This window comes from Rhodobacteraceae bacterium LMO-JJ12, from assembly GCA_021555075.1.
GTDB lineage: Bacteria > Pseudomonadota > Alphaproteobacteria > Rhodobacterales > Rhodobacteraceae > JAKGBX01.
Map to the genome: position 1 here is coordinate 990,139 of JAKGBX010000001.1, position 20,862 is coordinate 1,011,000.

Below are 20,862 nucleotides of genomic sequence, written 5' to 3' on the forward strand. Positions count from 1 at the left end.
TTCCCGGAGCTGCGTTTGTTCTTCCAGCGTATAGCGTGGATTTAGCTTTCGGCTTCGGCTTCTTCGTCGCCTACGGTTGCCACTTCGTCTGCGGCGACCTCTTCTTCGTCGTCATCAGACGCTTTCAGCGCCGACGGAGCCGAGATATTGGCGATCACGATGTCGCGGTCGACAGTGGGGCGTGCGCCCTCTGGCAATTTGACATCCGAAAGGTGAACGATATCGCCGACATCCAGACCGTCCAGATCGACAACGATCTTTTCGGGGATATCGCCCGCGATAACACTCAGTTCGACTTCCGGACGCACGATCGTCAGAACGCCGCCCTTCTTGATGCCGGGCGCTTCTTCTTCGTTGATGAATTCAACGTGGATGAAGATGTCCAGACGCGTGGTGCGTTTCAGACGCAGAAGGTCGATATGGGTTGGCAGATCCTTCACCACATCGCGCTGCACACTCCGGCAGATGACCCGCACATCGTCCTGACCGTCAACCTTCAGGTTGAACAGCGTCGACAGGAAGCGGCCTGCCTTCAGCTTTTTGATAAGAACGTTGAAGGGGATATTGATAGGAAGCGGGTCCGCCTCACCACCGTAAACCACACCGGGAACCATGCCATTGCGACGTGCTTGACGAGCGGCGCCCTTGCCTGTCCCCGTCCGGGCCTCGGCATTCAGATCTGGGATCTGTCCAGCCATTTGAAATACTCCTAGATTGGTGCGGGGCTCCTCCAAGGCTGTAGCCCCACGTGAAGCGTGGCGCATAGCGGGAATCAAGCGGTTTGGCAAGAGGGTGGAGGGCGGTTTTACCCGCCTCTGGAGGTGCCTGCGCCGCTACGCCTGCCAGCGCCCCTCAAACCCTTCGGGAACCAGCAGGATATCGCGGTCCACCTCGTCGATGCTGCGCCGCCCGCAGAGCGCCATCGAGATGTCCATCTCACGATGAATCACCTCCAATGCCTTCATCACACCTTCTTCGCCCATCGCGCCCAATCCATAGATATAGGCGCGCCCGATATAGGTGCCCTTGGCGCCCATGGCGATGGCTTTCAAAACGTCCTGCCCCGAGCGGATACCGCTGTCGAGATGCACCTCGACCTGATCGCCCACGGCCTCCAGAATAGCAGGCAATGCGCGGATCGAGCTTAGCGCGCCATCCAACTGCCGCCCGCCGTGGTTTGAGACGATGATCGCATCCGCCCCCACCGCCAGCGCCATTTTGGCATCTTCCGCGTCAATGATCCCTTTCAGGATCACTTTGCCGCCCCACATTTCCTTGATCTTCGCGATCTTGCCCCAATCAAGCGTCAGATCGAATTGCTCGGCCGTCCAGGCCCCCAGATCGGCGGCATCCGAAATCCCCTGAACATGGCCAACGATATTGCCGAATTCGCGCCGCTGCGCGCCCAGCATTCCGATACCCCAGCTCCACTTGGTCGCAAGGTTGATGATATTGGCCAAGGTCGGCTTGGGTGGGGCGGACAGCCCGTTTTTCAGATCCTTGTGGCGTTGGCCCAGAATTTGCAGATCGAGGGTAATCACCAGCGCCGAACATTTCGCCGCTTTGGCGCGCTCGATCAGACGGCGCACGAAATCCTCGTCCTTCATGGTGTAAAGCTGAAACCAGAACGGCTTGGTCGTGGCGCCCGCCACATCCTCGATCGAATTGATCGACATGGTCGAAAGCGTATAGGGCACACCGAACCGCTCTGCCGCGCGCGCCGCCTTGATCTCGCCATCGGCGCATTGCATGCCGGTAAGACCCACCGGCGCCAGCGCCACCGGCATGGCCACATCCTGCCCGATCATCTGGCTTGCGGTTGATCGCCCTGACATGTCCACCGCGATACGCTGGCGGAAATAAAGCTTGTCGAAATCCGACGAATTCTCGCGAAACGTCTGCTCGGTCCAGCTGCCGCTTTCGCAATAGTCGTAAAACATCTTCGGCGTGTGGCGGCGGTAGAGGCGCTTGAGGTCTTCGATTTCGGTGATGACGGGCATTATGCGGCCTCTCGTGCGATGGAGCGGTGGATCTGGTTAGGATTTCTAATCCGTCACGCAAAGGTGACGCAACGGCGAAATGGCTTTTGGGGTTGAGCATGATGACGCGCGGGCCATAGTGGGCACACCAAAAAGGGAGAGGCTGGATGTATTTTGACGATTTGCCCGTGGGTTTCACCTTCGAGACCGACAGCCGCACGCTCACCGAGCAGGAGGTCGTTGAATTTGCCCGCGCTTATGATCCGCAACCGTTTCACATTGATCCCGAGGCTGCCAAGGCATCGATCTATGGCGGCATCATCGCCAGCGGGTTCCAGACCCTGATCGTCGCCTTCGATTTGATCCTCAGCGCCAATATCTGGACCGATGCTTCGATGGGTTCGCCGGGTCTGGATGAATTGCGCTGGAAACTGCCCGTGCGCCCCGGCGACACGCTGCGCGTGCGTGGCCGGGTGACCGCCTCCGAGCCGTCGAAATCGCGTGCCGACCGTGGCCGCACCACGATCAGCTATGAAATCCTCAACCAGAAAGACGAGGTGGTGTCGTCCTACTCGGCCATTCAATTGCTCAAACGGCAGCCCTGAACCGTCAGCGCTGCAAGATCACCGGGAACCAATCCTCGCGCAGCCGCTCTCCGCTTTGCATGCCATGGTCGGGGAAGGGTGGCGATGTCGGGCCGGGGCGCTCGACATAGCGCGCATCGTCCCCCACCAGCCTGAGCGAAAACGCCCGTCGCCGTGTGGTGCTGGTATTGCCGCGTGCACCGTGCAGGATGTCATAGTTGAACGCCACCGCATCGCCCGGTTCCATCTCCCATTCCAAAACTTCCATGCCTTCGGCGTCCGGGTCGGGCACCGGCATGTAATCGTCGATGTTGGGGACATAGGCATCGTTGCTGACCCAGCGCATCGGCAGCACGGGCTTCTCCCATTTATGCGATCCCGCAACACAGCGCAGCGCGGCCTCTCTCACCGGATCAAGCGGCGACCAGAAGCTGACGGTCTGCTTGCCCTCGACAAAGTAATAGGGACCATCGGTATGCCATGGCGTGGCCATCGAGGTGCCCGGCTCCTTGACCAGCACATGATCATGAAACAGCTGCACTGATTGTGATTGCATCAGATCGGCCGCCACTTCCGCCGCCGGGCTTGTCCGAATGGCTTCGTCAAATTCCGCGATCCGCTGCCAGTTGCAATAGTCATCGAAAAAGCGGCCCGTTTCGCCCGCCTTCTTGTTTTCCGACGCATAAGGCCCCGGTGCTTGCATGTTGCGCGCCACACCATCGCGCAGCAATTCCACCTGGCCGGCAAAGAGCCCGCGCACAATGGTGACACCGTCGCGTTGGAACTGATCGATCTGATCCTGAGAGAGTAATGGATGCATGGACTTTCCCTTCTTCGCACCAAACCCGAGATTTCAGACTGCCAATTCGGGCCGCGAATGTCTATCGCGCTCAGCTTGGTAGATACAGATATTGGGAGTTTCAGGAAAAGGTAGATATCTCAAGTGGTTGTGCGCAAGAGTTGATGTTTTCTCTCAAGAGGCGTAGGCAATCGGCACCTTGCCGAGTTGATGTCTTTGCGCTTCTTGCTGCCATCGCATGGGGTGTATTTCGATGATGCGTGACATTTCGGAAGATACGACCGCGCGGGGTGCAGCCTGATTGCGGAAAAAGCGTTCTCCCGCTTTCCTCCACAGATTTACCCACAGATGCATTGCGGCTTCCCGCGCTTCCACCCCCTACAAGTTCGTTCCTTTTTCGAATGCTCTGCCCCATGTTTTGCGCAAAACATTGGCTCTAGATGACAATATACAATCTGCTACCAAAGTTATCCCACCCTTGCGGCGCATTCAAAACTGCGCCTTGTGGATAATATTTGAAACGCGCCCAGATAACTTGGCTCCTACGCCTTCAAACTGCCCGCAATATCCGCCAGATTTTCAAGGATCTTCTGCAAATGCGGGCGAAGCCGCGCTGCCTTTTCGGGCGCATAGTCCCAGCCAGCATTCTCGTCCTGCAAATGGGTGGATTGCGCCAATTCCATCTGGATCGCATGAACGCCGGTCTCGGGGCGACCATAGTGGCGCGTTGTCCAGCCGCCTTTGAAACGGCCATTCAGAACCGAGGAAAATCCGGGCGCAGCGGCGCAAATCTCTTGCACTTCGCGTTCGATTTCCGGCGCACAGCTGGCCCCGGAATTGGTGCCGATATTGAAGTCGGGCAAGACGCCGTCGAACAGGTGCGGAATGCGCGACCGGATTGAGTGGCAATCATAGAGGATCGCCACGCCATGCAGCTTGCGCACTCGTTCAATCTCTGCCGCCAGTGCTGCATGATACGCCGCGTGATACTGTTTGCGTCGCTCGACTTCGCCGGCATCGGGCGGCGTGATCCAGATCGGCGCGCCGTCAAAGTCGCTCATCGGCACAAGATCGGTGGTGTTCTGCCCCGGATAGAGCGAGGCCCCCGAAGGGTCGCGGTTGGCATCAATCACATAGCGGTGGAAATTGGCCCGCACCGTGGTCACGCCAGGCAGCAGCCCGTCATAGAGCCGATCCACATGCCAATCCGTATCGGGCAGGGCGCGCCCGCGCTCGTTCATCGTCTCGCCCACACCCTCGGGCAACCACGTCCCGCAATGTGGCAGCCCCAGAATGATCGCCCCTTCGCCCTGCGTTACATCAACCGGAGTCATGCGCGCGCTCCCAATTCGGGCAACGCCAACCCCTCGGTCAGCCCGCCTTCTGCCACCATCTCGGCCGCCGCTTCGATATCGGGGGCGAGGTAACGATCCTGCTCAAGGGTCGGCACCTGCGCGCGCAGCCGTGCAATCACGCCGCGCAAATCCGGGCTGGTGGTTAGCGGTGCGCGAAACTCAACGCCCTGCGCCGCGCAGAGCGCTTCGCCCCCGATGATCCTTGCCAGATTGGTGTTCATCCGCCCAAGCCGACGCGCGGCATTTGCCGCCATGCTCACATGGTCCTCCTGATTGGCCGATGTCGGCGTCGAATCCGTGGTGCAGGGATTGGCCAGATGCTTGTTTTCGCTCATCAACGCGGCGGTCGTGACTTCGGCAATCATCAACCCTGAATTCAGCCCCGGCTCCGGCGTCAGAAATGGCGGCAGATCAAAACTCAGCGTCGGGTCCACCATCAACGCCACACGCCTCTGCGAAATCGCGCCGATCTCGGCCAGCGCCAGCGCGATCAGATCGGCGGCAAAGCCCACCGGCTCGGCGTGGAAATTCCCGCCTGAAACGATCCGCCCTTCGCGGGCCAGAACCAGCGGGTTATCCGTCACCGCGTTGGCCTCGATTTCAAGCGTGCGCCCGGCAAAGCGCAAAAGATCCAGCGCCGCGCCCGTCACCTGTGGCTGACAGCGGATGCAATAGGGGTCTTGCACCCGGGTATCTCCCTCGCGGTGGCTCTCGCGAATGTCCGACCCCTCCATTAATGCCCGCATCGCTGCCGCCACTTCGATCTGCCCGGGTTGTCCGCGCAATTCATGGATTTCCGCCACCAGGGGCGCGGTCGATCCCATGATCGCATCGGTCGAGAGCGCCGAGACCGCAATCGCGGCGCGCAAATTAGCCCAGGCCCGAAACAGCCCGGCCAACGCGCATGCCGTGGAAAACTGTGTCCCGTTGATCAGCGCCAAGCCCTCTTTCGCGCCCAAGGTGATCGGCGCCAGCCCGGCCTTGGCCAAGGCCTCGGCGCCCGACATTTCGGTGCCGTCAAACACTGCACGGCCTTCGCCGATCATCGCCGCTGCCATATGCGCCAGCGGGGCGAGATCACCCGACGCCCCAACCGAGCCCTGATCCGGAATGACCGGCGTCACGCCCGCGTCCAGCATCGCCTCGATCAGCCGCACCGTCCCCGGCGCCACCCCCGACGCCCCCCGGCCCAGCGACAAGAGCTTCAACACCATCATCAGCCGCACGGTCGCACGGTCCAACGCGGCCCCCACGCCACAGCAATGCGACAACACCAGATTGCGTTGCAACGCCTCGGTGTCCTTCGCCGCGATCTTCATCGACGCCAGTTTGCCAAAGCCGGTATTGACGCCATAAACCGGCGTCTCGCCGCGCGCCGCCTCGGCCACCATGGCGTGTGAGGCGGCAATTTCCTCGGCCGACGACGGGTCCAGCGTCACCGCGCATTCGCTGCGCCAGATGGTTTCCAATTCGGCCAATGTGGCCATTTGTGGCGTCAAGATCATGCTGTTACCTCGCCGTTGAAAATCCGCATATGAAGCGGGTTGAAACCAATTCGATAGGCCAACTCGGCTGGGTGTTTCACATCCCAAACCGCCAGATCGGCGCGCTTGCCGGGGGCAATAACGCCCGTGTCGTTCAATCCCAACGCGCGCGCCGCATGCTGCGTAATTCCGCGTAGCGCCTCTTCTGGCGTAAGCCGAAACAGCGTGCAGCCCATGTTCAGCGTCAAAAGCAGTGAAAACATCGGCGAAGTACCCGGATTGCCATCGGTGGCCAAAGCCATCGCCACGCCATGCGCGCGAAATGCCGCCACCGGCGGTGCCTGTGTCTCATGCAGCGTATAGAACGCGCCGGGCAACAGAACCGCCACAGTGCCCGCACGCGCCATCGCCACGGCATCCGCCTCTGTGGCATACTCCACATGATCCGCCGACAACGCGCCATATTCGGCCGCCAGGGTTGTGCCGCCCAGATTTGACAATTGCTCGGCATGAAGTTTCACGGGCAGGCCCAAGGCCTTGGCCGCATCAAACACCCGGGCAATCTGCTCTGGCGAAAACGCGATGCCTTCGCAAAAGCCATCGACCGCATCGACCAATCCTTGCGCGTGCGCCGCCTTCAGCGTCGGAATGCAAACCTCGTCAACATAGGCATCCCCCCGCCCGGAATATTCCGGCGGCACCGCATGTGCCCCGAGATAGGTGGTCACGATGCGCACCGGGCGCATTTCTCCCAACCGTCGCGCCGCGCGCAGCATCTTCAATTCGCTCTCAGGGTCTAGCCCATAGCCCGATTTGACCTCGACCGTTGTCACCCCCTCGGCCAGCATCGCATCCAGCCGGGGCAGGGCGCTCGCCACCAACGCGTCTTCGCTGGCCTCCCGCGTCGCCTTGACGGTCGAAATGATCCCGCCTCCGGCCCGCGCCACTTCTTCATAGCTGGCCCCGTTCAGGCGCATCTCGAATTCGCGCGCCCGGTCACCGCCAAAAACCAGATGAGTGTGACAATCGATCAGCGCGGGCGTGATCAACCGCCCGTCCAGGTCGCGCCTTGTCATATCGCTGTATTCGGCGGGCAAATCCGCTTCCGACCCGACCCACATAATCTCGCCTGCGCGCACCACGATCGCGCCCTCGGGGATCAGCCCATAGGCCTTGTCATCTTGCATGGTTGCAATGCTGCAATTGGTTAAAAGCATTCGAATCGGCCTTGTTTAGGAGCGATGATTGATTATTATGTATGCACTTAATGCGGAGTCAACAAAAAGCCACATGCCCAACTTGCAAGAAGATCTGGCGCTGACCCCCACGGGCTGGTCGCGTGATATCATCGTCAAGACAACAGCGCCCCGTCTCGGCACCGCCAAAACCGCCGGGTATGCGCCGTGAATGCGCCCGATCCCTCGTCGCCTCGGCGCACCAGTTGGCAATCGGTGCAGGACGAAGTTCTGCGCCGCATTCGTGCGCGGGTCTGGAAACCCGGCGAATCGATCCCGAACGAGGCCGATCTCGCAACCGAATTTGGCTGCGCGCGCACCACGGTTAACCGCGCCCTGCGCGCTTTGGCCGAAACCGGTATTCTTGAACGCAAACGCAAATCCGGCACGCGTGTCGCGCTCTATCCGGTGGGGCGCGCGGTGTTTGAGATCCCCTTGATCCGCACCGAGATTGAGGATCAGGGCCACCGCTATGGCTATCGGCTCATCTCCGTCACTCAATCCGCCCCGCCTCGCCCCATCGGTGATGCACTAAAGCCCTTGGGCGATGGTGCAGATACGCCTGCGCTGCATGTGCTTGCCGTTCACCTCTCTGATGGGCGGCCCTATGTGCTCGAAGACCGCTGGATCAACCTTGCCGCCGCCCCTACGGCAATCGAAGCCGATTTCTCCAAGCAAAGCGCCAATGAATGGCTTTTGGAAAACGCGCCCTATACCGGTGGCGAACTGGCCATTTCCGCCGCCGCCTGCGGCGAGGCAGAAGCATCCCTGCTTGATCTTGCGAAAGGCACGCCGGTTCTGGTTCTCGAACGCACCACCTGGGGCGAATCCCGTCCTGTGACTGCCGTGCACCTGTGGTATTGCCCGGGGCACCGGCTGGTTTCGCCGCTGGTGAGTTGAACGCCCACGGCTCCGCACGGCGGATCGACCGCATGGCTTTTGGCGGCTCACGCGTGGCGCCGCGCCAACTTCAAGCAATGTTTGGGAACAGCTGGTACCCCGTAGGGGAATCGAACCCCTCTTTCCAGGTTGAAAACCTGGCGTCCTAACCGATAGACGAACGGGGCATGCCCAGCCGTGTGGCGCTTCTAAGAAAAGCGCGCGCCCGGCGCAAGCAGAATTTTCGCCCGATGCAAAGAAATCCGAGGCGGTCGTCCTAGCCCGATCACGCGCCCGCGCGCGCGCCATCCTCCAGCCGCAACTGCACGCTCACCCGCCCGCGCCAATGGTTCAGCTCAAGCCGACCGGCAAGGTGAAACCGCGCGCCACCATGGGCTTCAAGCGCCGGACCCAATGCGCCATCATAAGCCCCAAAGCAGATCGCATCGAGCTTGGAACCCATCCCGTCGCCAAAGGTCACCTTGAGGTGACTTTCGCCGACCCGCTTGGTGAAATTGATCTGCATGTCGGGAAAACCAAAACGCGGGGCAGGGGCGCCCGCCCCGTAAGGACCGGCCGCCTCCAGCCGCTCGACCATCTCGACACTGGCCGCGCCGGGCATCAACGCCCCATCCAACCTTAGTGCCCTCGGCCCCAGCGCGCCGGCCCCCTGTTTGTCAAGCAACTCCGACAGCCGCGCCATCGCGTCGTCGAGCCGCTCACGCGCCACGCTTAGCCCGGCGGCCATCTTGTGACCGCCGCCCTTAAGCAACAATCCCTCACTGGCCAGCCTCTGAACCGCCGCGCCCAAATCAATGCCCGAAACCGATCGCCCCGAGCCCTTGCCCTCGTCACCCTCCAGCCCTATCACCACCGCAGGCCGCCCTGCCGCCTCTTTCAGCCTTGAGGCCACGATACCGACAACGCCGGGGTGCCATCCCTCGCCCGCTGCCCAGACCAACGGCGCATCAAAGCCGCGCTCTTCGGCCTGCGCCATGGCGGCGGCGCGCACTGATTCTTCGATTTCACGCCGCTCGGTGTTGAGCTGGTCCAGCCGTTCGGCCATGGCGCGCGCCTCGGCTTCATCGCGCGTCGCCAAAAGCCGCGCACCAAGATCGGCCTTGCCGATCCGCCCCCCGGCATTCACCCGCGGTCCCAGCAAGAACCCCAGATGATAGGCCGAAGGCGCGCTGTCCATCCGCGCCACATCGCCCAGCGCCACCAGCCCGGGCCGCAAGCGCCGCCCCATCACCTTCAATCCCTGCACCACAAACGCCCGGTTCACCCCGACAAGCGGCGCCACGTCCGCCACCGTGCCCAGCGCCACCAGGTCAAGCATCGCCATCAGGTCGGGGCCGTTGCCGCCCCCGGCCTCGCGTCGCTGCCGGTTGACCTCGACCAACATCAGAAAAACCACACCCGCCGCACAAAGATGCGCCAGATCACCGCTCTCGTCCTGTCGGTTGGGGTTCACTACGGCCAGGGCATCGGGCAAGGTCTCACCGCCCAGGTGGTGATCGAGCACGATCACATCCGCGCCCTTCGCGGCGGCAATCGGCTCAAAACTCAAAGTGCCGCAATCGACACAGACAATCAGATCGTGATCACGTGCCAGTGCCTGCATGGCCGGCACATTCGGGCCATACCCCTCCTCGATCCGATCCGGCACATAGAGCGTTGCAGCCTGTCCCGATTGCGCCAACCAATCCAGCAACAGCGCGGCCGATGTCCCGCCGTCCACATCATAATCGGCAAAAATCGCAATCCGCTCGCGCCGCGCCACGGCCTGCAAGAACCGCTCCGCCGCGCGTTCCATATCCTTCAAGTCGCGCGGATCGGGCAACAACTCGCGAATGCTGGGTGCCAGAAACCCCGCTGCGTCATTTGCCCCGACCCCGCGGCGCGCCAATACCTGCGCCACTGCACGTTCCAGCCCGCTCTCCTGCGCCAAAGCCTCTGCCGCACGATCCAGCTCAACCCCGGGCCCCAGCCATTGCCGCCCGCTCAGCGATGTCTCGACCCCAAGAAAACTCACATCCAACCCTTCCTCTGACCGGAAATATCCCGGGGGGTGCGGGGGGCTGGCCCCCTGCTTGTTACTGTGGTGCGGGGGGCTGGCCCCCCGATTGTTACTGTGGTGCGGGGGGCTGGCCCCCGTTTGTTACCGTAGTGCGCAGGGCTTGCCCCCGTCACGCAACATGTCCAGCCGCCCTTCCGACCCCGCCAGTCGCGCGCTCCGGCCCCCAGTGGCTCTCATGGTCCCTTACGGGCTTCACGCACCCGCCCGGTCGCGCCCTGTCTTTGCCAAGCCCTCAGACGCTTTCGATCCGCAAGGCCACGGGACGTCCCAACAACACGTTGGTGTTCTGCATCGCCGCCAGCGCCTCGTCGAGCGTGCTGCGCTGGATCTTGTGGGTGACGATCAGCACCGGCGCCGAAGTGTCGTCATGGCCATATTGCCGCATCCGGTCGATCGACACACCGGCCTCCCCCAGCACAGTGGCGATCTTGGCCAGCGCGCCGGGCTTGTCCTGCAACACCATGCGCAGATAATACGGGGCCGGGGTGGCGCCCTTGGCCGGGGTGGCCTCTTCCAACTCGACGGCTTTTTTGCCGAAGGTGCTCACCCTCGTGCCGCGCGCAATATCCATCACATCACCCAACACGGCGCTGGCTGTCGGGCCTTCGCCCGCGCCCGCGCCCCGCAGCACGATCTGGCCCACATGGTCGCCTTCAAGCACCACCATGTTGGTACCCCCCTCAAGCTGCCCCAGCGGCGAATCGGCAGGCACGAGACAAGGGCTCATGCGCTGTTCCAGCCCGCGCCCGGTGCGCTGGGCCACCCCCAACAGCTTGATGGCGTATCCCATGTCGGCGGCCTGATGGATGTCCTCGATGGTGATCTCGCCGATCCCTTCCAACTCGACCCCGTCGAAATTCACCTTTGTGCCAAAGGCAATTGCACTGAGCAACGCCAGCTTGTGCCCGGCATCAATCCCACCCACGTCTAGGGTCGGGTCGGCTTCGAGATAGCCCAGCCCGTCGGCCTCGGCAAAGGCCTCGCCATAGGTCAGGTTCGCCCCCTGCATCCGGGTCAGGATATAATTGCAGGTGCCGTTCATCACGCCCATCACGCGGGTGACCTCATTGCCCGCCAACCCTTCGGTCAGCGCCTTGACCACCGGAATACCGCCCGCCACGGCCGCCTCAAAGCGGATCACATGCCCGGCGGCCTCTGCCGCCTCGGCCAGTTCCTGACCGAATAGGGCCAACATCGCCTTGTTGGCGGTGACAACATCCTTGCCCGAGGCAATCGCCGCCTCGGTGGCGTCTTTGGCGGGCCCATCACTGCCCCCCATCAGCTCAACAAAGACATCGACATCATCGCGCATGGCCAATGCGACGGGGTCATCCTCCCAGGCATAATCCGAAAGGTTCACGCCGCGATCCTTGTCGCGACTGCGCGCCGATACGGCGGTAATGACCACGGGGCGCCCCGCCCGCGCCGCCAGAAGGTTGGCTTTCTGGCGGATGATCCGCACCACACCGACGCCCACGGTGCCCAATCCGGCAATGCCCAGTCGCAAGGGTTCAGTCATCTCGGATCTCCGTTCTTGGCCTATCGGTTCGGAATTGCGATGTAGCTTGCACGCGCTTCACTTGCAACGCGGCAATGCGGGCCAAATTCGACCGATCACACGATTTTTCTGCGAAAAGCCCACACCACAGCCTCTATTCTTGCCCACAATAGGCGCTGCTCAGAAGCGCGACAGGATCAGCCCCGCCGCGACAAGAACGACGGCCACAATGCGTTGCACGGACAACTCGCGCACCTGCAATCCGAATGGCCCGAAGCTATCAATCAGCAACGCCACAAGCATTTGCCCCAGAACCATCGCCGAAACCAGCGTGACCACACCCAGTATCGGCACCCCCCAAAGCGCCGACCAGACATAGAAGGCCCCGAACGCCCCGCCTGAAAGCTGCCACGCGCTCAGGTTTGCCACTCGGGGCAGAAAGCCGGGACCGCTTGTCACCAGTGTCAGGGAGATCAGGACCAGAAAGCCCACCCCAAAGGAAAACGCGGCCGCTGCCAGCGTGTTGTCCAGAGCCCGCCCCAACACCGAATTGATCGGGGCTTGAATGGTGGCGGCGGCACCTCCCGCCATGACAACGGGCAGTGCAAGCCAAATGGCTGTGTTCATCTGCGTCTTCCTTTTCTCAGGGTGCAATGGTGGAGTGTACTTAACCAGACGCAGGGCAGGCTCGGCCAGCGCAAACTTCACACCCGCCTCAGCCTGCGATCGGCGCGACCCCGTCGCGCATCCGTGCCCGTGTGCCGCGATCGACAACGCTGTGCTTGAGCCGCGCCGCGCGATTGCGCAACCGTGACACCCGTGCGGCGATCCCTGCGCTGGTCTGATCCGTGATCTGCACGTCTTCGGCCCCGGCCAAAATCGGCTCCAGCGGAATGAGGTCTGGAAAATCGGCGGATTCGAGGTGTGCAGGCACCGTGCCGTTCAACTCGGGCATATCGCTACAGGCCGCAAGCGCCGCCGCCAGAACCAGACCCGCCATGATCGCAACCGTCTTCATGTCTCTCTCATGCCGCAGGGCGGGCAGGGGCGCAAGTACGCGCTTGGAGCGCGGCCTTGTCAGCAGAGCGACACCCATAGCAACATCGCCTCGACATGGGCTTTGATTTGAACGTTTGTTCAGTTAATGTCGCCCCATGGCACGCACCCAAGGCTCCCATTCCGATATCACCGGCCCGCGCATCCGCCGCGCGGCACTGGCGCTGTTTGCACGCCACGGCTTTGCCGCCGTCTCGATGCGCCAGATCGCGGGTGAAGTCGGGCTACAGGCCGGGGCGCTCTACAATTACACCCCCGACAAACAAACTCTGTTGTTCGAGCTGATGCGCAGCCACTTGGACGAATTGTTGGCGGCGCGGGCAAACGCACCCGGCGATTTGCCGCCCATGGCGCGGCTTGAAGATTTTACCCGCCATCACATCCGCTTTCACATTGAACGCCCCGACGAGGTGTTCATCGCCTATATGGAGCTGCGCAATCTGACGCCTGACAACTTCGCCGACATCGAAGCGCTGCGCCGCACATATGAGACCGAACTTGAAACCATCCTGCGCGACGGCGTGGCCAGAGGCGATTTTGCCGTATCCGATCCGCGCGTCGCCACCTATGCGGTGATTGCCATGCTGACCGGGGTGAACACCTGGTATCGCGCTGGTGGTCGCCTGTCGCTCGACGAGGTCGAAATGCTTTATTGGGACATGGTGCGCAAATCGGTTTCTGCCGCTTAACAAGGCACCCCAAAGCAAGTGGACCCAAACAGAGGGGCAGGGGCTTTCCGCCCACTTGACAGCGCCGCATTTCCAGCTTGAAAAGGGCGGGTCCGGCTTCGGATCGACGCGCCGCACGGGGGCGCGCGATCAGCGTGGCGGACCCCACCAGTCGGAGACCAGAACTTGACCCAACCTGCCAGCCAGCCGCCGCGCCATGCGACTTATGACATCATCATCGTTGGCGGCGCGATCATGGGCGCGGCAACCGCCTGGTTCCTGACCGAGATGACAGATTTCGACGGTCGCGTGCTCGTGGTCGAACGCGACCCGACCTATGAATTCGCCGCCTCCTCCATGTCGAGCAGCTGCATACGTCAGCAGTTCTCGACCGAACTCAACGTGCATGTCTCGCAATTCGCCGCCGATTTCATCAAGAACCTGCGCAGCTATATGGGCGGCGATCCGCGCGTGCCCGAGCTCAAGATCCAGAATTTCGGCTATCTCTATCTGGCCGACAACGACGCCTTCGCCACCTACCTGCGCGATTGCCAGGCAATTCAGGCCGCCGCTGGGGCTGGCACTCGCCTGCTGACCCCCGAGCAAATCGCCGCCGAATTCCCGTTCTATAATCTTGAAGACATCCAACTCGGCTCGCTCAATCAGATCGACGAAGGGTTTTGGGACGCCACGGCGGTCTTTGACTGGCTGCGCCGCTCCTCGCGCGAACGCGGCGTGGAATATATCCAGAACGAAGTCACCGACATGACCCTGAATGCCGCAGGCACCGCGGTGCAAAGCATCACGCTCGCCTCGGGCGAACAGGTGGCTTGCGGCCAAGTGGTCAACGCATCGGGCACGCGGGGCGCGCGCACCGCCGCAATGGCCTCAATCACCCTTCCGGTTGAGCCGCGCAAACGCTTCACGTGGATTTTCGCCGCCGCCCAGCCGCTCGATCGTGAATTGCCGCTCACCATCGACCCCTCGGGCGTGTTCATGCGCGAATATGGTGGCGGCACGTATCAGGCTGGCGGGTATGTCGCCGATGATCCGGCGGTGGACGCTGATGATTTCACCATGGATCATTCGATCTGGGAGGAGCATATCTGGCCGGTCATCGCCACCCGCATCCCGCAATTCGAGGCGATCAAGGTGCAAAGCGAATGGGCCGCGCATTACGATTTCAACACGCTCGATCACAACGCCATTCTCGGGCACCACGACCGCGTGGAAAACTTTTTCTTCCTCAACGGCTTTTCCGGCCATGGATTACAACAAGCCCCCGCCATGGGCCGCGCCACCGCCGAATTGCTGGTGTATGGAGAATATCGCAGGCTGGATCTGAGCAAATTTGATTATGCCCGCATCGCCGAAAACCGACCCCTGATGGAGAAGGCAGTGATCTGACGGCAGGTGGTCTGATCAGGCGAGCACTGACGCTGTGCTGCGGGTCCAAATTGCGACACGACGATGAACCGAAACGCTTTGGCTCAACAAAATAGCCGCCTATCAACTGCGGTATTCTGGATTCTCAAAGCCAAACCTTGCGCCCGCGTCCCAGGCATTTCGGTCATTGCCTTGATTGGGGTATCCACCCGCCTCCTTAAGCATCCGCGCCAAGTGGAGCAGGTTCCACGTCATGATAGTGGTGTTGCGCTGGGTAAATTCGTTGTCGAACCCGACGCGGCTGCCATCGTCCTTTTCATCGCCATATGACGGCCCGGGGCCTGCCTCGCCAATCCAACCGCAATCGGCCTGGGGCGGGATGGTATAGCCCAGATGGCTCATCGCAAACCCGAGGGACATTGCGACATGCTTGATCCCGTCCTCATTTCCTGTAATCACGCAACCGGCTGTTTTACCGTAATAAATCGACTGTCCCTTGTCGTTCAGTTCACCCGACATACCGTAAAGCCGCTCGATCAACACCCGACAAACAGACGATTCCTCGCCCAACCACAAAGGCGTGCCGACGACAAGAATATCCGCCGCCAGAACCTTTTCCCAAACCTTGGGCCAATCATCCTTGTCCCAACCATGCTCTGTCATATCCGGATAAATTCCCGGCGGTATTTGGTGATCGAGCATATGCAAATGCTCAACCGTCACGCCTTCGTCCGCCATGATTTTTGCCGACGCGTTCAGCAAAAGCTTGGTATGGCTCTCGCTTGGCTCACGCTTGAGCGATGTATTGATGAACAACGCTTTAAGGTCAGAGAACTTCGTCATTTGAGATGATCCTTCCTGTGGCTTTAATGCTACCAAATCGCCCGCTTGATGCCCCTTCGGTTCCGGTCAGAGAAAAAGCGTTATCGGCCCGTCATACCATAGATGACGAGCCAAATTCGCGCGATCCAACAGCCGATGCCGCGCAGTTGTCAGGTTGCCCTCACAGGCGTCACACTAGCAATCTAAGCAAGCAACGTGTTGCTGCCTCCCCCACCTCAATGCGCGGGCTTGATAAATGTTCCGTTCTGCAAGTCAGCAAACGCCTGGCGCAGTTCCTCGCGCGTGTTCATCACAATCGGGCCGTGCCACGCCACCGGCTCGGCAATCGGCGCGCCCGAGATAAGCAGAAACCGCACACCTTCCTCACCCGCCTGCACCGTCACCTTGTCACCACTGCCAAAACGGATCAGGGTGCGATCACCGCTCATATCGCGGATGTTCAACTCCTGCCCCATCACCTCTTTTTCCAGCAAAATGCCTGTTGGCGCGCTGGCATCCACAAACGCCCCCGCGCCCTCGAAAACATAGGCGAACGCGCGGCGATAGGTATCAACAGGGAAGGTCTTCTTGACCCCCGCAGGCACGGTAATGTCCAGATACTGCGGATCAGCAGCAATGCCATCCACCGGCCCGCGTTTGCCCCAGAACTCACCTATGATCACCCGCACGCGGGTGCCATCATCGTCGATGATCTCGGCAATCTCGCCCGACGGAATGTCCTGATAGCGCGGCGTCGTCATCTTCAGATCGCTGGGCAAGTTGCCCCAGAGCTGAAAGCCGTGCATCTTGCCAGAGCTGGTGCCCTTGGGCATTTCCTGATGCATGATGCCCGAACCGGCGGTCATCCATTGCACATCACCCGCCCCAAGACTGCCGGTATTGCCCAGGCTGTCCTGATGCTCGACCTCGCCGGCCAACACATAGGTGATTGTCTCGATCCCGCGATGGGGATGCCATGGAAAACCCGCCGCATAATCCGCCGGATTGTCGTTGCGAAAATCGTCAAAGAGCAGGAACGGGTCAAGTTCGCTCGGATCTTGAAATCCGAACGCGCGGTGTAGCTGTACGCCCGCGCCTTCCATTGTGGCGATGGCCTTGCGGGTCTCAAGTGTGGGTCGGATCGACATGGCGGCCTCCTTGGCTTGACTATGACGAGTATATAGCGTGCCACCGCCCGCGTCCAAACCCACCGGCGCGAACGGCGACTGTGCAAAAATGCACGCCTGCTCAGTCGGCGCAGTCAAAAGGCACAAATGTGCTCGTCATGCCTTCGTTCATCGTCATGACAGTCAGCAGGTTGACCAGGTCAACTTCCCGTGTCGTTTCCGGGCAGATGGTGTCATTCGCCACGCATCCGTGCTCAATGAACTCGGCGTTGCGGGCAAGGAATTCATCGCGAATACCGCTGCGCCCCAGCATTTGCAGGGCATCAATCACGGCGCTTTCATAAAGCACACATTTCTGCGCACCCCAACTCAGCCCTTCAAGGCTCTGCGTCTGCGCGGCCGCCGGAAAATACGCCGCGCCACAGATCAGAGCGAGGGCAGGGGTGCAGATGCCCGCCAACCGCACAAGGCTCAAGGGGCGGCTCATTTGCCTTTGCTCGGGGGATACGGACAAAGACGGCCCGCCCGACTCATCCGCCGCGCCAGTCAGAAACCGGCGTTGTGAAACCTTTGTCATTCTTCTGCCCATCCGGTTTTCGCGCCGGTTAGCAAATCCTCTGACACGTCACAAGATCGCACGCGCCACCAATCGGCGGGCTTGCCGCGCTTGTGATCAAGCGACGGCGGCGAAACCGCAACCGGGTCTGACCCGCCGTCACTTCAAGCCCGCCATCGCGCTGGGGCGGAGAATTGGAAGGCCAAGTCATGTTTCCCACGCTAACCTGCGCAAAGACGGCAAACAATAGGTCGCATTCGGGCGGTTTGGCGCGATGAAAACTGCCACTTTGGAGACTGAATCAAAGGAGAATATCTATGAAAATCGGCTTTATCGGTCTGGGCAATGTTGGCGGTAAACTTTCGGGCAGTCTGCTGCGCAACGGGATCGACCTTTCGGTGCATGATCTCAACCCTGACCTCGTGTCTGCCTTCGTGGCCCGCGGTGCGCAGGCTGGAGGCAGTCCGGCTGACTTGATGCAGAATTGCGACGCAGTCATCACCTGTTTGCCATCGCCCGCCGCCTCGGCTGCGGTGATGGACGAAATGTTGCCCCACGTTGGTCCCGGCAAGATCTGGATGGAAATGTCCACCACCGACGAAGCCGAAGTCAAACGCCTTGGCGCACTTGTGATCGCAAGCGGCGGCGCGGCGGTCGATTGCCCGGTCTCCGGCGGCTGTCACCGCGCCGACACCGGCAATATCTCGATCTTTGCAGGCTGTGATCGCGCCACGTTCGAGCGCATGCTGCCGCTGCTCACCATCATGGGGCGGCGCGTGTTGCACACCGGGCCGCTCGGCTCGGCCTCTGTCCTCAAGGTGATGACCAACTATCTCGCCACCGGGCACCTTCTGATGCTCTGCGAGGCGCTTACCACCATGGCGGCGGCGGGCATGGATCTTGGCGTGACCTACGAGGCGATCAAGGCGTCCTCGGGCAACAGTTTCGTTCATGAAACCGAAAGTCAGCTTATCTTGTCGGGCTCGCGCTGTGTCGATTTCACCATGGATCTTGTTCTCAAGGATATTGGCCTGTTTCAGGACATTGCCGACAGGAATGGCGTGCCGCTCGAACTTTCCCCGATGATCATCGATCTCATGCGCGACGGCCAGACGCGCTATGGCACCCGCGCCCAATCGGATCGCATGATAGAACGGCTCGAAGAAGCCACCGGTCTTTCGATTACCTCTCCGGGCTTTCCTGCCGAACTGATCGACGACGAACCCGAAGAGCGGGGCAATGAGGTGAGCGTGGTGCGTTGAACCGCGCTGCGCTTTTTCAGGCCTCGATCTTGCCGGGTACCGTCAAATCTTGCTTGAACTCCCCGCCCCATAGGGCGTAGCTCATCCCATGAAGCCTAAAATTCTGACGACTCTGGCGACTTATGATCGCCAACAATTCACCAGTGACCTGATCGCAGGCGTGAGTGTCGCGATGGTCGCCCTGCCGTTGAGCCTTGCCATCGCCATCGCCTCTGGCGCCGACCCCGCCAAGGGGCTTGTGACGGCCATCGTTGCGGGCTTCCTGATCTCGTTTCTTGGCGGTAGCCGGGTGCAGATCGGCGGGCCGACGGGTGCGTTCATTGTTGTCGTCTTTGGGGTCATTGCCCAATATGGGTATGACGGGCTGGTGCTTGCGACCTTCATGGCGGGGCTGATCATGCTGGTCGCGGGGTTTCTCAGGGCGGGCAATCTTGTCGCCTATGTGCCCGAGCCGGTGATCAACGGGTTTACCATCGGCATTGGCATCATCATCGCCACAAGCCAGCTCAAGGATCTCTTTGGCCTGTCGATAGACGAGGTTCCCGCCGAATTCATTGCCAAGATCGAAGCGCTCTGGGCGGCGCGCGACAGCCTCAGCCTGGCCTCGCTCGGGATCGGACTTGTGACCATGGTCCTGATCGTAGGGCTGCGTCGGCTTGCGCCGAAAATGCCGGGTCTTATCGTTGCCGTCGGTCTGACCTCGGCGCTTGTCGCCCTCACTGCGCTGCCGGTCGATACGATCTTCTCGCGCTTTGGTGCCTTGCCCAGCACGCTGCCCATGCCTGCCTTTCCTGAAATCACTCTGGCGCGGCTCGCCGAATTGCTGCCCTCGGCGATTGTCATCGCGTTCCTGGCCAGCATCGAATCGCTGCTCTCGGCGATGGTGGCGGACAAGATGATTGGCGGCCATCACCGGCCAAACGCCGAGGTTCTGGCGCAGGGTTTTGCCAATATCGGCTCGTCGCTGTTCGGCGGTCTGCCTGCCACCGGGGCGATTGCGCGCACGGCCACCAATGTGCGCGCGGGCGGCAAGACCCCCGTCGCCGGGATCGTTCATGCGCTCACCATTTTGCTGATCATGCTGCTGGCGGCACCGCTGGCGGGCTATCTGGCCATGCCGGCGCTGGCCGGGCTGCTGATCCTGACCGCGTGGAACATGAGCGAGCCGCACAAGTGGCGCGGCTATATGCAGACGCGCATGTCTGATCGGATTCTGCTTGTCCTGACACTGGTTCTGACGGTGCTTGCGGATCTGACCGTCGCCATCGGCGTTGGCGTCTCGGTCGGCCTCGCGCTGCGGTTGCGCCGCCATGATGTTGGCATCGAAAAGGATTGGACCCCGCGCGACCACTAAAGCGTTTCGCGATAAGCCCCGCTCACGCACTGGCCTCAAAACGCAATGGTCGCCACATTCTGGCAGCGCCCTTTTTCCGCGCGTGCACGCCCGACGGCCACCATGACAAAAAGCCCGCCTGCATATCTGCGACCGGACTTCTTGATTAAACCTGAACGCTTCAGGCTTGCGTCGCTACCTCAGCTTTGATCAGGGGAATTTCAGCTGTGGGGCAAAGCGCAGGCGGGTAAAGACGAATGTCTTGATCTCTTGATCGTCCAGCCCAACCTTCAAGGACGGTTCAAAGGTACTCCAGGTTTCGACCAGCACCATGCGCTCCTGATTTGGCACCGTGGGCAGCTTGGATTCCATTTCGACCATGTCGTCATTTGAAAGATTGGTAATCCCCGAGCCTCTCGTCTTGGACCATTCCACCCGGAAGGAATCATGCCGATCGGCCCATTTCACCACCGACACCCGGATCTTTGTATCGTTGGTGGCCTGTGCCAGCAGATCGAACAGATCCTTGGTGTTGTCGATGTAGGTTTCCGTGATGTCCGCCGTCTCGCGTGACAGCATGTCGGCGATGGTATTGGCCGCCTTGTGGCTGATCGAGGTCTGCCGATAGCCCTCAAAGAAGACGAACATCGCCATGAAAGCCCACATGACCATGGGAAAGATCATGACCGCCTCGACCGCCACGACCCCTTCACAATCGTCGCGAAACGCCGCCAGCCGCATTTTGAATGTCTTCAACAT

20 protein-coding genes and 1 tRNA gene are annotated in these 20,862 nt (G+C 61.1%); 6 read left to right on the forward strand and 15 right to left on the reverse strand.

Annotated features, from left to right (window positions below; all coding sequences use genetic code 11):
* Positions 1-41: 41 nt before the first annotated feature.
* Positions 42-698, reverse strand: a complete 657-nt coding sequence (locus tag LZG00_04750; GenBank protein ID MCF3593303.1) for a 50S ribosomal protein L25/general stress protein Ctc — start codon at positions 696-698, stop codon at positions 42-44.
* 135 nt (positions 699-833) lie between these two features.
* On the reverse strand, positions 834-2,000 hold the full coding sequence (locus LZG00_04755) for an alpha-hydroxy-acid oxidizing protein (protein ID MCF3593304.1): 1,167 nt from the start codon (positions 1,998-2,000) through the stop codon (positions 834-836).
* Between the two features lie 146 nt (positions 2,001-2,146).
* On the opposite strand from LZG00_04755, the gene LZG00_04760 reads away from it, so the two are divergent.
* Positions 2,147-2,584 (forward strand): MaoC family dehydratase, encoded by a 438-nt coding sequence (locus LZG00_04760; protein MCF3593305.1) that lies wholly within the window; start codon positions 2,147-2,149, stop codon positions 2,582-2,584.
* Positions 2,585-2,588: 4 nt separating this feature from the next.
* On the opposite strand, the gene LZG00_04765 is transcribed toward LZG00_04760, so the two are convergent.
* The 4 genes from LZG00_04765 to hutI all read right to left on the reverse strand — a co-directional run bounded on the left by LZG00_04765 (position 2,589) and on the right by hutI (position 7,418).
* Complete coding sequence (locus LZG00_04765; GenBank protein MCF3593306.1) at positions 2,589-3,383, reverse strand: phytanoyl-CoA dioxygenase family protein; 795 nt, start codon at positions 3,381-3,383, stop codon at positions 2,589-2,591.
* Positions 3,384-3,904: 521 nt separating this feature from the next.
* Positions 3,905-4,696: an N-formylglutamate deformylase gene (gene hutG / locus LZG00_04770; protein MCF3593307.1), complete on the reverse strand. Its 792-nt coding sequence runs from the start codon at positions 4,694-4,696 to the stop codon at positions 3,905-3,907.
* A complete protein-coding gene (gene hutH, locus LZG00_04775; protein MCF3593308.1) occupies positions 4,693-6,222 on the reverse strand; it encodes a histidine ammonia-lyase in 1,530 nt (509 codons plus the stop codon). Before hutH ends, hutG begins: the two co-directional genes overlap by 4 nt.
* A complete protein-coding gene (hutI, locus tag LZG00_04780; protein ID MCF3593309.1) occupies positions 6,219-7,418 on the reverse strand; it encodes an imidazolonepropionase in 1,200 nt (399 codons plus the stop codon). Before hutI ends, hutH begins: the two co-directional genes overlap by 4 nt.
* Positions 7,419-7,604: 186 nt before the next feature.
* Between hutI and LZG00_04785 the strand changes: the two genes are divergently transcribed.
* Positions 7,605-8,336: a GntR family transcriptional regulator gene (locus tag LZG00_04785; GenBank protein MCF3593310.1), complete on the forward strand. Its 732-nt coding sequence runs from the start codon at positions 7,605-7,607 to the stop codon at positions 8,334-8,336.
* Positions 8,337-8,428: 92 nt separating this feature from the next.
* On the opposite strand, the gene LZG00_04790 is transcribed toward LZG00_04785, so the two are convergent.
* The 5 genes from LZG00_04790 to LZG00_04810 all read right to left on the reverse strand — a co-directional run bounded on the left by LZG00_04790 (position 8,429) and on the right by LZG00_04810 (position 12,911).
* A tRNA-Glu gene (locus LZG00_04790) sits at positions 8,429-8,503 on the reverse strand.
* A 98-nt stretch (positions 8,504-8,601) separates the two neighbouring features.
* Positions 8,602-10,350: a single-stranded-DNA-specific exonuclease RecJ gene (gene recJ, locus LZG00_04795; protein MCF3593311.1), complete on the reverse strand. Its 1,749-nt coding sequence runs from the start codon at positions 10,348-10,350 to the stop codon at positions 8,602-8,604.
* Between the two features lie 277 nt (positions 10,351-10,627).
* Positions 10,628-11,914, reverse strand: a complete 1,287-nt coding sequence (locus tag LZG00_04800; protein MCF3593312.1) for a homoserine dehydrogenase — start codon at positions 11,912-11,914, stop codon at positions 10,628-10,630.
* 159 nt (positions 11,915-12,073) lie between these two features.
* Positions 12,074-12,520 (reverse strand): DMT family transporter, encoded by a 447-nt coding sequence (locus LZG00_04805; protein MCF3593313.1) that lies wholly within the window; start codon positions 12,518-12,520, stop codon positions 12,074-12,076.
* 88 nt (positions 12,521-12,608) lie between these two features.
* Entirely contained in the window at positions 12,609-12,911 is a 303-nt protein-coding gene (locus LZG00_04810) for a hypothetical protein (GenBank protein MCF3593314.1), read from the reverse strand.
* Between the two features lie 136 nt (positions 12,912-13,047).
* Here LZG00_04810 and LZG00_04815 point away from each other — a divergent pair, with 136 nt between their 5' ends.
* Positions 13,048-13,638 carry a TetR/AcrR family transcriptional regulator gene (locus LZG00_04815; GenBank protein ID MCF3593315.1) on the forward strand — a complete coding sequence of 197 codons (591 nt, stop codon included), beginning with the start codon at positions 13,048-13,050 and terminating at the stop codon, positions 13,636-13,638.
* 234 nt (positions 13,639-13,872) lie between these two features.
* Positions 13,873-15,024, forward strand: a complete 1,152-nt coding sequence (locus LZG00_04820) for an FAD-binding oxidoreductase (GenBank protein MCF3593316.1) — start codon at positions 13,873-13,875, stop codon at positions 15,022-15,024.
* Positions 15,025-15,126: 102 nt separating this feature from the next.
* Here LZG00_04820 and LZG00_04825 read toward each other — a convergent pair whose 3' ends face one another.
* The 3 genes from LZG00_04825 to LZG00_04835 all read right to left on the reverse strand — a co-directional run bounded on the left by LZG00_04825 (position 15,127) and on the right by LZG00_04835 (position 17,529).
* Positions 15,127-15,846 (reverse strand): NAD(P)H-dependent oxidoreductase, encoded by a 720-nt coding sequence (locus LZG00_04825; protein MCF3593317.1) that lies wholly within the window; start codon positions 15,844-15,846, stop codon positions 15,127-15,129.
* A gap of 215 nt (positions 15,847-16,061) precedes the next feature.
* Entirely contained in the window at positions 16,062-16,973 is a 912-nt protein-coding gene (locus LZG00_04830; GenBank protein MCF3593318.1) for a pirin family protein, read from the reverse strand.
* Between the two features lie 100 nt (positions 16,974-17,073).
* Positions 17,074-17,529: a hypothetical protein gene (locus LZG00_04835; protein MCF3593319.1), complete on the reverse strand. Its 456-nt coding sequence runs from the start codon at positions 17,527-17,529 to the stop codon at positions 17,074-17,076.
* Positions 17,530-17,825: 296 nt separating this feature from the next.
* Here LZG00_04835 and LZG00_04840 point away from each other — a divergent pair, with 296 nt between their 5' ends.
* Positions 17,826-18,770 (forward strand): NAD(P)-dependent oxidoreductase, encoded by a 945-nt coding sequence (locus LZG00_04840; protein ID MCF3593320.1) that lies wholly within the window; start codon positions 17,826-17,828, stop codon positions 18,768-18,770.
* An 88-nt stretch (positions 18,771-18,858) separates the two neighbouring features.
* Positions 18,859-20,124 carry a SulP family inorganic anion transporter gene (locus tag LZG00_04845; GenBank protein MCF3593321.1) on the forward strand — a complete coding sequence of 422 codons (1,266 nt, stop codon included), beginning with the start codon at positions 18,859-18,861 and terminating at the stop codon, positions 20,122-20,124.
* A 189-nt stretch (positions 20,125-20,313) separates the two neighbouring features.
* On the opposite strand, the gene LZG00_04850 is transcribed toward LZG00_04845, so the two are convergent.
* Entirely contained in the window at positions 20,314-20,862 is a 549-nt protein-coding gene (locus LZG00_04850) for a pilus assembly protein (protein MCF3593322.1), read from the reverse strand.